Raw genomic sequence first — 12,863 nt, 5'->3', positions numbered from 1 at the left:
AATTAAAAAATAAGCGTTGATTAATGAACTTTAAAGTCTATTTCTGCCTCGAATGTCCGTCCCCAAGGCAGGGCGAATGTCATACCCGACGGCTTAAAGCCAATGGCTGTAACCTGGTTTGAGGTATAACTATCACTAAGCTCTTTGAAGTTAATACTAAGTAGGCTCATACAATATGACTCCACTTTCTGTGTTTCCTCAAGCGTGAGCCGTAATGGATTGTATTTGTTATCTTGAATATAAGTTTTAGCCTTGCCTCTTACCAGCGTATGATAGTAATAATCATCCAGTACGCGGTGAAAAGTGAACCAGTGCTCTGCAAGCTCAATTTGCTTACTCACCTTCGGGCCAACTTGCTTCATCTTGGCCTTGGCAAGGGCGTATATTACGCCCTGTGGCAGGGTTGTACCGATGGTGTTACCAGCCGTGTTCCACGATGCATAGCTGTATAATCGCGGAAGCAACCGACGGCGAAGCAGCTCAGTAGAAAAGTTGGGGTCACCACCCTGAACGTCTCCTTTTGGATCGATATCGGCCACAATAACATGCTTACCATTGTCTGTCTGCTTTTCAATTTCTGACGCGAAACTTTGAGCATTACCCGTCTCAAACCGCGACGGGTAAACGTAAAAAAGCAGATCCGCTTTGGCTGCATCTGTGACCTCGGTAGCACCAATCGCTGCTATATCATAACTTACGGTTTGCCGTAGCGGGCGGTCTTCAAAAGGCATTGCTTTGTTACTAAGCTCTTCTGATGAGTAAACTGCTTTGATTTTGGGTGAAAAGTTGAAACGCTTATTTAACGCACGCGATAGTAACAACATCGATATTTCATCTGCGCCTGGCATCACCAGTATTTTGGAGGTTAGGTTGAATTTTTTAGATCTTTCAATTAGCTGTTCGCGATCAGCTACGTGAATGCCGCGTGGTTTTGCGTCGTCCTGAGAAAGAATAAGGTAATCAATGATACCGCTGCGAACAAAATCAATAGCTTTATAATTAACGGATAAGTTGCGCTTACGTGAGGCTTTATAATCGGTTAAAGCTTCCGTAGGTATATCCCTTACCAATTCAGCTGCGCGCTTTTTCGATACTTCATCCTCAGCTACAGATATTTCTGCCCAGTCGGCCAGCTTCTGGCGATAAGCCTCGTTCTTTCCATCACCGGTTGGGGCAAGGCGCATAATAACGCTTTGTCCGTATACAGGCAGATGAGGAGCCAATTGATGAATTTTTTTTATAACATCTATACGGCTCAACGCGGGTGCCAACTGCGTATGGTGTATACGTGAGGCAACCAGACCTCCGTAAGCGAGCATATCCAGCGAGATCACTGCTGCATTGAACATTTTAAAGTTCTGCTTATTCAACCAGGCAATTATTTTTTCTGGCTGGCCGGGCGTTGTAAAGTTGCCCAGCAATTCTTTAGGTGGCGAGACTACTTCTGCATTGCCTATTAATCCCATTTTTTGTGTAAACTGCAAACAAGGAGGTCTGTCATCTAAAGGGATCAATAAAACTCTGGTGCGGTAATTAGATACGTTTTGCGCACTGGCGTTAATGACTAGAAATAATACAAACAGCGTGAACAGGCTTCTCATATTTGGGAGGTTATACTCACAAATAATGTTAAAAAAATTTAATAATTAAACATTTGTTAAAAATAAATTTTAAAAAGTAGTTTTCACTCGTATTATTGTGCAGGGTATGTCGAGAATTTGATTTTGAAAGTTGTTGCGCCTACCCATCTGATGTCAGACAATAAGTATATGAAAAGACGTAATTTCATTGAACTATTAACAGTTACAAGCAGTGCTGCTGTGGTATCGCCGGCATTTGCAAACTCATCACTTAAAATTTCTCCAACCGACGTTAATAGCACCAAGGCCGTTCTATCGGCAGACGTTGTTATAGCAGGTGGTGGTTTAGGGGGATGTGCTGCTGCGTTGGCTGCGTTACGCAACAACCTGACTGTAATATTAACGGAACAAACGGATTGGATCGGAGGGCAGCTTACCCAGCAAGGCGTTCCGCCCGATGAGCATCCCTGGATAGAAACACACGGTGCAACACAACTGTACCGGAACTTTCGTAAAGGCGTTCGTGATTATTATATCAAGAATTATCCGCTAACAGATGAATCAAAATCAAAGGAATTCTTCAACCCTGGAGATGCGCCTGTATCGGCATTGTGCCATGAACCAAGGGTAGCACTTGCGGTGCTGCAAAGCATGATGGATCCATACTTAAGCTCAAAAAAACTAACCATTTTACTGGAGCATCAAGTTACCCGTGCCCAAGTTGCGGGGGATGAAGTTAAAGCGCTGGAGGCTGTTGATTTAGTTACAGGTGAGCAACTGATTTTAAAAGCGCCGTTTTTTGTGGATGCTACTGAACTTGGCGACTTGCTACCTATGACTGGCACTGAGTTCATAACAGGCGCCGAATCAAAGGTGCAAACCAAAGAACTGCACGCTCCTGTAAAGCCAGATCCCAACAACATCCAATCGTTCAATATGCCGTTTGCGATGGATTACGTACCGGGCGGCAACTTTATTATTCCTAAGCCTAAAGAGTATGATTACTGGCGGAACCTGGTGCCAAAACTCACACCCAAATGGTCGGGCAAATTGCTTGATCTTGCTTATAGCAAGCCAGCAACCTTAGTACGCAGAGAACTAGCATTTGACCCCACTGGCCCTAACGCCGGCGATCCGCTAAATCTTTGGCATTACCGCCGCATTATCAGCAAATCTAATTTTAAGCCAGGTACTTATGCGGGTGACATTACGGTAGTTAACTGGCCACAAAACGATTACTTTGAAGGTAATCTTATTGGCGCCACACCAGAGCAGTTTGTTCATCACGTAAACAGGGCTAAGCAGCTGAGCTTATCATTGTTATACTGGCTGCAAACCGAAGCTCCTCGACCGGATGGTGGCCATGGCTGGCCAGGGCTGCGGCTACGCGCGGATGTGATGGGCACACGAGACGGTCTTTCAAAATATCCATACATCCGCGAATCGCGTCGTGTTAAAGCCGTGTTTACTATCTTAGAGGAGCATGTAGGTCAGGACAACCGTGCACAAATCACCGGAAAAAAGACTGGAAATACCTCAGCTGATTTTTATGATAGTGTTGGTATAGGCTACTATCACATCGACCTGCATCCATCTACCGCAGGAAACAACTATATCGATTTTGAATCCATGCCTTTTCAAATTCCTCTCGGTGCATTGTTGCCGCGCCGAATGAAAAACCTTTTACCTGCAAATAAAAATATCGGCACAACTCATATCACAAACGGCTGTTACCGTCTGCACCCGGTAGAGTGGAGCATTGGTGAAGCAGTGGGCATGCTAATCACTTATGCTATGAACAAAAAAGTAATCCCTCGCGCAGTCCGTGAGCAACCGGGCATGCTGAAGGAATTTCAGGAATTCATCCATTCGCAAGGTATTGAAATTAAATGGCCAGCTTAAACCATTACGGAAAGCTGGTTATGCTTGCAAAACTCCGCCAAGCCAGGTGCCCAAGATGTTAGCGTAGACGGTACTCACATCAAACGCGCCACTGGCATTTGTCTCCTGGTTGCTGTAAATACCGCTGTGCTGAAGCTGGCCACCATAAATCATCAACACGCCTGCATGCCCATGATCTGTGCCCTTGCGGTTGTTTTCTGCTAAACTTCTGCCAAACTCAGACCAGGTAATTATCATGGTATTGTTCAACTCGTCCAAGGCTTTCAATCTATTCATAAACGTATTCATAGCATCTGCATAAGCTTGCAGCAAAAAGGCGTGTTTTACTTTTTGAAACTGATGGGTGTCAAAACCATCAAGACCAATGGCATAAACATGACGTTGTTGATGGGTGCTTATACTTGATGCAATGTTTAGCAGTTTTTCTTCAAAGTCAGATGCTGCTAAACCCAGGTCAGCAGCGGAGAATTCAATGATTTGCTTTTGATCTAAAGGATAAGTGGTTAAAGGCTTAACAAGCAAGTTCTTCCAGGCATGAAAGCAAGTGTGATGTGAATTATCCAGATTAGCGGAGGTAGCGTTAGGCACGATGAGCATATTACCTTGATCGTACCAAGGCTTCAACCCGGCTAAACTTGGATGGAAGCCATACCGCTCTGTTAACCTAATTACCTCAGTAGGTTGAACCGCTATATTGGGACGCAGCTTGTAGTAAGCTTTATCAGTATGAGGAACAATGGTATTGTAACCATCATTACCGCCGTTTAAATGAACAAATACAACGTTACGCTTTGCATATGCACAAAGGGAGGTGCTGCTTAAAACATCAAATGTGTGAGGAAGCAGTAGAGGGGTTACCACCACGGCGGCATTTTGTAAAAAGGCTCTTCTTTTCATACCATACGCCTATTTAAAGCTTCTGATATATTCTTTATAACGATCATACAAATGACCCGCCTGCAGGTAGGCAGACTGCGGACTCATGAAGTGCGAAAACTCGAAGGTGATAGCCTTATCATAGCCTGCTTTACGGGCAGCATCAAGCTTTAACATCAACTTTTCGAACTTAATCGGAAAAAACTTGATGGGCATATCGCGGTCGAAAGACTCGGAGTTCGTCCAGCATTGCATGCCATACTTGTCGGCCAGTTTCTTGTTAACTTCAAAAAAGTCTGGTAGCTCGTAAATCTCCACATGTCCGTCCTGAAAGGCAACCGCATCCACCGAGTCTTTAATAGCGTCAAATATTTCATTCCAAGCCTTCTCGTGCTCTTGTATGGTAATGCTATCCTGTTTCGTTAGTACAGAAGATGCCGCCATAACGGCCTTCTTTCCATCAATCCACGGAGAAATAAAGGTTGGTAAATTGCCTGATATATCTTTGCAATGCCGGCCTAACTGCGCATACAAGCCCGACACCTTACCCGTACGGCCACTTATTTCCTGTGTAAGGTACCAGCCTCTAAACGATTTATAATGACCGTATTTAGCCCACACTTCGTCAATTACTTTTTTGTTGAGATCAATCTCCTGCTGAAAGTCACCATTCCACCAGTACTTGCCCGAGTCATACAGGCCAAAGTAAAACTTCATATCGTGCTTATCTGCAAGTTCAAGGTACATTTTTACCAGGTCAACCGGAGGAGTGTAGCAGTTTTCCTGCTTTCTCAAAACGTCAGAAGGATAAGTGAGCCAGCGTTTATAGCCACTTCTTATCAGAATAACGGTGTCAATTCCAACCGCTTTCATATGCGAAAAATCTGCGTCCCATTCAGCCCGCCCCCAGTTTTGATGGGGGATATCATGGCTTATTTCGTCTAAAAAAGTGCCTGTTATTTTCATTGTCGGTTACATTGATATTATAGCAGCCCTTTGCTTTTGAGGAGGTTCACCCAAAAAATATATGCAGGCATCTTAAGGTGAATGCCATCAGTGGTATAATCCCTGTTCATTTGCCCGTCTTTTCCCTCGAAAACAGGGTGCAAATCAACAAAGGTTAATTTTTCTGATGCTGCTAACTGTTGCAGTAGGCTGTTTACTTCATTCACACGAGCATTGGTAATTCGCTTGTATTCATTACCTAACATCAATTCATTGACTGGTAAAATACTTTGCAGAATAAGTTGCGTTTTAGGCGAGGTGAGTTTCACCTGGCCGATGATTCGTTTGTAATTTTTAACAATTATGGCAGCGGGGATGCCACGCTTCAAATCATTAATGCCAATCAGTAAAAATATTTTTTTAGGTTTAGATGAAAGTACCTCATCAAGACGCGCAATTACGCCAAAAGATACGTCACCGCTAATTCCCCGGTTGATGACATTCTTGCCAGGTATTAATTCCTGCCACTCACCGGCTTCAGTGATACTGTTGCCTAAAAAAACAATTTCATTTTTGCTATCGGGCATTTGCCTGAAAAATTGCAGCCGTTGTTTATAATGACTATTAGCATAACTGCTGTCGATTGGCAAATCTTGCGCAGAAGCGGCAAAGCTTAATAGAAAAAACAAAACTATTGTGGAGATATGCTTCATTGATTAACATCTTGGTTAATTATTAAGATGAGCATAGTTATTAAAATAATTACAAAACTAAAAGCCTTTGATTTAATAAATTTTTAATTACAAGAATGTAAATCTGAACACTAATATTTAGTTTTATACCATCTTAGGACTTCTATATGAGGAAAACTTTTTTTGAAGAGATAAGCGATGTTAATGCTTCAGGCGTAGCTTACAAAAATCTAAACCTTAAAAAGTTTATCTTATCTTACTTTGCCAACAGTGGTAACGGCACCATAGCCGATCTGTGCAAGGAATTGTATTTGAGCGCACCTAAGGTGAACAACTTGTTAAATGACTTAATTAGTGACGGGCTGGTACAGGAGATAGGTAAGGTTGATTCAACAACCGGCCGCAAGCCCAACCTGTATGGTTTGATTTCAGATTCCGTTTTTTTTGTAGGTGTTGATGTTCGTCATACTTATATAAACATAGGATTGTCTGATTTTCAAAAAGAACTGGTGAAGGTTTCTCATGGCATTCCGTTTAACTTAAAGAACAATCAGGAGTCATTAGAAGAACTTTGTGGTCTTATAAACAACTTCATTAAAGAATCCCCTTATTCAAAAGAGAAAATATTGGGCATTGGTGTAAACCTTTCTGGACGTATTAATTATGCCACGGGTTATAGCTATAGTTTTTTTCACTTTAATGAAGAACCCTTGAGCAAGGTTATGGAGGGATTGATTGGTATTCGGGTCTTTTTAGAGAATGACTCCCGCGCCATGGCATACGGGGAGTTTTGCTCAGGTGCGGTAAACGGCGAAAAAAATGTGCTGTTCCTGAATATTGATTATGGTTTGGGCATGGGTATCATGATTAACAGCCAGTTGTATTATGGCAAATCAGGCTATGCCGGCGAGATAGGCCACGTACCAATATTCAACAATGAGGTGATTTGTCATTGTGGCAAAAAGGGCTGCCTCGAAACAGAGGCTTCGGGCTGGGCGCTTACCCGTATTTTCAAAGAGGAACTGCAAAAAGGCTCATCTACTGTTATTAAGAAGAAGCCGGAGGATATTACACTTGATGACATTATTGATGCCGCCATTAATGATGATGTGCTTGCCATAGAACTCATTGCGCAAATTGGTGAAAAACTTGGGAGAGGCGTAGCATCGCTTATTAATATTTTTAACCCCGAACTGGTTATTTTGGGCGGTCGTTTAGCCACTACAGAAGAATATATCAGACTGCCAATTAAGAGCGCGCTTAACAAATATTCGCTTAGCCTGGTAAACAACGATACCCAGCTTAAAATGTCGAAACTGGGTAAGGATGCAGGTGTTATCGGCGCATTTCTGCTGGTGAGAAACAGGATACTAGCGCTGAATTAACAGCTTCAATGTTTAATGTATTGCTACTTGCATGTGTCACATTAAACCATTGAAGAAATTTCCCCATATATAAAAGCACAAAAGCCCGTTTGCAAAACACAAACGGGCTTTTGTATGAAGAAACAACATAGTAGGGGCAAACCGGTAAGCCATCTTCCGGAAAGGAAAACAGTCTTATTATTTCTTTGGAGTTGCGCGCTTATTCAAATCTTCAACTAATACGGTAATCATTCTACCTATGGGTTTATCGCCTCGGTAGGTAATTAAACGCAGCTGAGTAGCCTCTTTAGGCACAATGAGCGGTGCGGTGTATTTAGGGTAAAACTTATCTGGAAAAGAGTTATCAAACGTGTAGTAAATATCCAGTCCGGGTATTTCAGTATTAAGTTCCAGCTTTACACTTAAATCATTGGTTGTAGTAATATTAAAAATAGGATCATACACGCTCGGCGCATATTTTACGTCAGCAACATCAAAACGTTGGAAGTGCTTTTCCACCCGACCAAAAAAGTCAGGCCAGTTCTTTTTAACACGAGGTGACCATAACGATTCGGAAATTGCAAAACCACGCGGCCAGGTCATATATTCTGCATGGCGCATGTTGTAAACGTTTTCTGTCCATAAATTTGCCTGTCCTCCTTTAATATATTTAGCATCAACACTATCGGGTAGTGGTTCAAATTGGTAAGCCTTGTTCAAACGCAATGTGGCATATACGCGCGGCTCAATAGCCACATCGCCTTGCATATAATCGATATAGGCAAACGTTGTCGGACTCATGACCACGTCATGTTTCATTTGCGCTGCTTTGATACCACCCTGCATACCGCGCCAGCTCATTACCATTGCGTTAGGGGCGAGGCCGCCTTCCAGAATCTCATCCCAGCCCATAAATTTCTTGCCTTTTGATTCTACAATCTTTTCTACGCGTTTTTCAAAATAGCTTTGCACCTCGTTCAGGTCTTTCAAGTTTTCGCGCTTCATCAGATCCTTTATTGCATCGCTTTTTTCCCAAAAGTTTTTGGCAGCTTCATCACCGCCCATATGTATATACTCAAACGGAAATAACGCGGCTACTTCGGTGATCACTTTATCCAAAAACGCGTATACATTTTCATTTGCAGGGCATAAATTGTTATCAATAATAGCAGAATACTTTGGGCCGTTCCATTGCATAATGCGTTCACCGGATCGTACGTGGTAAGTGCTTGCCTCAGGTGTGCAGGATAACTCCGGGTAGGCGGCTATGGCAGCCAGACTATGCCCAGGAACATCAATTTCGGGCAATATATTAACATATCGATCCTGCGCATACTTAATAATTTCCTTAATGTCTTCCTGCGTATAAAAGCCTCCATAATTACGCGGTTCTTCAGGTTTGGGAGGATCGAATGTGCCGTAATAACCAACCTTTTTTACTGCCCATGCGCCAACCTCGGTTAGTTTAGGCAGGCTTTTGATTTCAATACGCCAACCTTCATTATCGGTAAGGTGCATGTGTAAAAGGTTGAACTTATAACGCACCATGTTATCAATGTACTTTTTCACCTCAGCTTTTGTAAAAAAGTGACGTGATACATCAAACATTAAACCCCGCCACTGAAAACGCGGATAATCAGTAACGTTTACACACGGAATTGTCCATCGCCTGTTTGGGACATAAGTTGCACTTTCAATTTCCTTTGGCAATAACTGCAATAACGTTTGTATGCCATAAAATAGTCCTGCTGGCTTGTTAGCATGTATGCTTACCTCTTTGGGGGTTACGGTCAACCGGTATCCTTCGTTACCAATGGCAGATTCATTAACAGCATTAAGAGTAAGGGATATGGTTGATGCTGAGGACTTAGCCGCACTTACACTTGCACCGGTTGCCTTACTTATATGCTGGTTGAAGTAAGCGATTACGGGCGCTGCTTCTGCAGCAGCATTAGTGCCAAAACTTATGTTTTTGGGCAATACAAATTCCCCTGGCATGCGTGCAATAGCTACAGGCTCGGGTATGATAGCAATATCGGTTTTAGCGGTTTGGCCGTGTGCCGCATAGCAAATGCAGCAGCACAGTACGTAGAACAGTCTCTTCATAGTTCTCAAATGTAATAGATTAACGCGTAAACATAACCACTCCAATCTTGATAAAAAAAAATTTAAATTTATTTAACATCATTATTAAATATTTTAAAAAACTATTACATTTACGAAGTCGCTAATTAATAATCGAATACAATCGTTGATTTTAAGTAAGTGGCGCTTTTTCGATTGAACTTAATATAAGCTCTAAATACCACACCTAAACCTTATCTAACAACCAATGATCATAAACCTAACAGTATGCTATGCAAAAAATGATTACTAAAAGCTTGAAAAAAGAGTTGCTGCTTTTATGCGCACTGCTGTTGTTTTGTTGCAGTGCTGCACTATCGCAAAACAAAGTGTTACGAGGAACAGTGACCAACAACCAGGGCGAAGCCTTACCCGGCGTAACCGTGCAATTAAAGGGTGCTAAAACCAGTCAGGTAACTGACGGCGGAGGCCGTTTCAACGTACCAGCCGGCCCAAACCAAAACGTACTGATCTTTTCCATGATTGGTTTTGCCACCCGGGAAGTTGCCATTACCGGAACCACGCCGGCTAAAGTAGTGCTTACCGAAACCACTACCAACATGAGTGAGGTAGTCGTTATTGGCTACGGCACAGCTCAACGTAAGGATTTAACAGGCTCGGTAGGTAGCGTAGATATTGCCGACTTGCAAAAGTCTGTTGTAAAATCGTTTGATGAAGCGCTTGCGGGGCGTGTTGCCGGCGTGCAGGTAAACTCGGCCGAAGGTCAGCCCGGTGCTGGTATCAATATCGTTATACGTGGTTATAATTCCATTACACAAAACAACTATCCTTTGGTTGTAATTGATGGTTTTCCTTTCGAGTCGCCTGCTGGTAATGCTGTTAACCCGCTTACCACACTTGACCCGAACGATATAGAATCAATTGATGTGCTGAAGGATGCTTCATCTACAGCAATTTATGGCGCACGGGGTGCTAATGGCGTAATTATAGTAACCACCAAACGTGGTAAAATTGGAGCTCCTACAATCACCTATAATGGTTATTACGGCTGGCAGGAGAATAAGAAGCGCATGAAGCTTTTAGATCCGTACGAATTTGTAAAACTACAATATGAGATTGTACCTACTACAACAACTTCGCTGTTTTTGCAAAACGGCCGTACTATAGATAGTTATCGGGATATAGCCGGCGTAAACTGGGAGGACCAAATCACCCGTGTTGCACCTATGCAGAACCATTATATATCTATGACGGGGGGTACAGATAGAACACGCTATAGCGTGTCGTTATCTACCGTAAGTCAGGATGGTATTATCATTAACAGCGGCACTAAACGTACTCAGGGAAGGATAAGCCTGGACCAGGATGTAAACAACAAACTCAAGGTTGGCATTAATGCTACCTATGCTTACAACTCCGTTAATGGAACGCCGGTATCGGCAACCAACAGCAGCAGTAATTTATACCTTTTGCAAAATGTATGGAGCTACCGCCCTGTTGCTACATCAGCCTCCGATGATTTGCTGAACTCACTGCGTGACCCATCGGTAGATCCAACAACAGACGCACGGGTTAACCCGGTATTGTCTGCACAAAATGAACTCCGTTTAAACTTTGGCACCAGTTTTAACAGCAATGCTTATGCAGAATATGCCATTCTTAAAGAGTTGAAGCTTCGGGTTAGTGGTGGCATAAACAGAAGTGTACGTGAAGATGACGCTTTCAACGGTGCTTTATCCCGTGTGGGTTCTACCGGTAATTACCGCGTTAGCGGTGGCGAAACCTTTTTTAACTCAAATACATGGCAAACAGCTAATACTTTAACGTATTTAAAAAGGTTCAACAAAAAGCATTTGGTAAATGCCGTACTGGGATTTAGTGCAGAAAGCGGCGATTCGAAGGTGTTTGGCGGGTATGCTGTATTACTTCCTAATGAAAACTTAGGCCTAAGTGGTTTAGATGAAGGCACGCCAAACACAATTACCTCAATCTCCAGCAATTATACCAGAAACGCAATTTTTGCGAGGTTGAACTACACCTACAACGACCGGTATATTTTCACGTTCACCGGCCGCCAGGAAGGCTCATCCCGATTTTCTACCGGCAAGCGCGTTGGTTATTTCCCATCCGGAGCTTTCGCATGGAAGTTTAGTGAAGAGGGCTTTGCCAAAAGAATGAACTTTCTATCAACTGGTAAATTCAGAGCATCATACGGCGCTACAGCTAACGACGGTGTAGGTAACTTTGCTATTTACCCGAGCTTAGCCATCACGAATACATCCGGATATATGTTTGGAGGTGTGGATACCAAAGGCATCATTGCATCAAGTTTGGGTAATGCTGATCTGAAATGGGAAACTACCCGGCAACTGGATATGGGCATTGATCTTGGTTTCTTTAAAGACCGGTTGTTATTAACAGTAGATGCTTACCGTAAAACTACTGATGACCTGTTATTGAACCGTGACCTGTCGCCAAGTACCGGTTATAGTAACGCTTTTCAGAACATTGGTAAAGTGCAAAATCAAGGGTTAGAGATCACATTATCGGGCACGGCTGTACGCACTAAAAACTTTAGCTGGAGCAGCAACTTTAACATAGCGTTCAATAGCAACAAGGTTTTGGCGCTCGCCGGTGGTCAAAACTTCATGACATCGAACCAGAACTGGTCGGCTGATTGGGCCAGCATTCCTGCTTATGTGGCTATTGTTGGCCAGCCTATATCTGCCTTTTATGGTTTGATTTATGATGGCACTTACAAGTATGAAGATTTTATCCAAACAGGTAACACCTACCTATTAAAATCTAACATTACCGCCAATGGCGAAGTGCGCGCTAATGTGCAGCCTGGTGATGCAAAATACCGTGACCTTAATGGCGACCTGATTATTAATGACCTGGATAAAGTTGCTATAGGTCGTGCTTACCCAATTCACCAGGGTGGTTTTTCCAACAATTTCAGTTACAAAGCTTTTGACCTGAGCGTATTTATGCAATGGTCATACGGTAATGATATTATCAATGCCAACAGGCTGATCTTGGAAACCGGATCGGTATTTAACACCAACCAGTTTGCCACGTTTGCCGATCGCTGGTCGCCTCAAAATCCTACATCTGATATTCCGGCTGCAAAGGGTCAAACTTACCAGTCTTATTCTACCCGTATTATTGAAGACGGATCCTTCCTGCGTTTGAAAACCGTATCATTTGGTTACACGCTGCCCACTTCAGTAGCATCAAAATTAAAGATGAAAACTTTAAGAGCGTACGTAACTGCACAAAACCTGTATACCTGGACCAAGTACACCGGCTATGACCCGGAAGTATCAGTACGTAGCTCAGCGCTTACACCTGGCTTTGATTACTCGGCCTATCCAAGAGCAAGAACAATTGTAATAGGCCTGAATACTTCATTTTAA

Annotated in this window: 8 protein-coding genes; 3 read left to right on the top strand and 5 right to left on the bottom strand. The window is 42.9% G+C overall.

The features are described from left to right. Positions 1-20 precede the first annotated feature (20 nt). Positions 21-1,601: a DUF4127 family protein gene (locus ABDD95_RS14570; RefSeq protein WP_345948071.1), complete on the bottom strand. Its 1,581-nt coding sequence runs from the start codon at positions 1,599-1,601 to the stop codon at positions 21-23. A gap of 168 nt (positions 1,602-1,769) precedes the next feature. Here ABDD95_RS14570 and ABDD95_RS14565 point away from each other — a divergent pair, with 168 nt between their 5' ends. Then, positions 1,770-3,482 (top strand): FAD-dependent oxidoreductase, encoded by a 1,713-nt coding sequence (locus tag ABDD95_RS14565; RefSeq protein WP_345948070.1) that lies wholly within the window; start codon positions 1,770-1,772, stop codon positions 3,480-3,482. Positions 3,483-3,500: 18 nt separating this feature from the next. Here ABDD95_RS14565 and ABDD95_RS14560 read toward each other — a convergent pair whose 3' ends face one another. Genes ABDD95_RS14560 through ABDD95_RS14550 form a run of 3 tightly spaced genes read right to left on the bottom strand, consistent with a single transcriptional unit; the run spans position 3,501 to position 6,016 of the window. Continuing rightward, positions 3,501-4,379, bottom strand: a complete 879-nt coding sequence (locus tag ABDD95_RS14560; protein ID WP_345948069.1) for a DUF1501 domain-containing protein — start codon at positions 4,377-4,379, stop codon at positions 3,501-3,503. A 9-nt stretch (positions 4,380-4,388) separates the two neighbouring features. Beyond that, entirely contained in the window at positions 4,389-5,324 is a 936-nt protein-coding gene (locus ABDD95_RS14555; RefSeq protein ID WP_345948068.1) for a DUF4434 domain-containing protein, read from the bottom strand. Positions 5,325-5,341: 17 nt separating this feature from the next. Next, positions 5,342-6,016, bottom strand: coding sequence for a GDSL-type esterase/lipase family protein (locus ABDD95_RS14550; protein ID WP_345948067.1), 675 nt, complete (start codon positions 6,014-6,016; stop codon positions 5,342-5,344). Between the two features lie 146 nt (positions 6,017-6,162). On the opposite strand from ABDD95_RS14550, the gene ABDD95_RS14545 reads away from it, so the two are divergent. Then, positions 6,163-7,380, top strand: a complete 1,218-nt coding sequence (locus tag ABDD95_RS14545) for an ROK family transcriptional regulator (protein WP_345948066.1) — start codon at positions 6,163-6,165, stop codon at positions 7,378-7,380. Positions 7,381-7,557: 177 nt separating this feature from the next. On the opposite strand, the gene ABDD95_RS14540 is transcribed toward ABDD95_RS14545, so the two are convergent. Continuing rightward, positions 7,558-9,465, bottom strand: a complete 1,908-nt coding sequence (locus tag ABDD95_RS14540) for a family 20 glycosylhydrolase (protein WP_345948065.1) — start codon at positions 9,463-9,465, stop codon at positions 7,558-7,560. A 251-nt stretch (positions 9,466-9,716) separates the two neighbouring features. Between ABDD95_RS14540 and ABDD95_RS14535 the strand changes: the two genes are divergently transcribed. Further along, the gene (locus tag ABDD95_RS14535) at positions 9,717-12,863 is read left to right on the top strand and encodes a TonB-dependent receptor (protein ID WP_345948064.1); all 3,147 of its coding nucleotides are present in this window, start codon (positions 9,717-9,719) and stop codon (positions 12,861-12,863) included.

This window comes from Mucilaginibacter sp. PAMB04274 (genome assembly GCF_039634385.2).
Taxonomy (GTDB): Bacteria; Bacteroidota; Bacteroidia; order Sphingobacteriales; family Sphingobacteriaceae; genus Mucilaginibacter.
Note: the sequence above shows the minus strand (reverse complement) of the source record. Positions and strands in the feature narration are given on the sequence as shown.

Coding starts and splice junctions, on each gene's coding strand:
- ABDD95_RS14570 (WP_345948071.1), bottom strand. CDS start 1,601: ATGAGAAGCCTGTTCACGCTGTTTGTATTATTTCTAGTCATTAACGCC.
- ABDD95_RS14560 (WP_345948069.1), bottom strand. CDS start 4,379: ATGAAAAGAAGAGCCTTTTTACAAAATGCCGCCGTGGTGGTAACCCCT.
- ABDD95_RS14540 (WP_345948065.1), bottom strand. CDS start 9,465: ATGAAGAGACTGTTCTACGTACTGTGCTGCTGCATTTGCTATGCGGCA.
- ABDD95_RS14550 (WP_345948067.1), bottom strand. CDS start 6,016: ATGAAGCATATCTCCACAATAGTTTTGTTTTTTCTATTAAGCTTTGCC.
- ABDD95_RS14535 (WP_345948064.1), top strand. CDS start 9,717: ATGCAAAAAATGATTACTAAAAGCTTGAAAAAAGAGTTGCTGCTTTTA.
- ABDD95_RS14565 (WP_345948070.1), top strand. CDS start 1,770: ATGAAAAGACGTAATTTCATTGAACTATTAACAGTTACAAGCAGTGCT.
- ABDD95_RS14555 (WP_345948068.1), bottom strand. CDS start 5,324: ATGAAAATAACAGGCACTTTTTTAGACGAAATAAGCCATGATATCCCC.
- ABDD95_RS14545 (WP_345948066.1), top strand. CDS start 6,163: ATGAGGAAAACTTTTTTTGAAGAGATAAGCGATGTTAATGCTTCAGGC.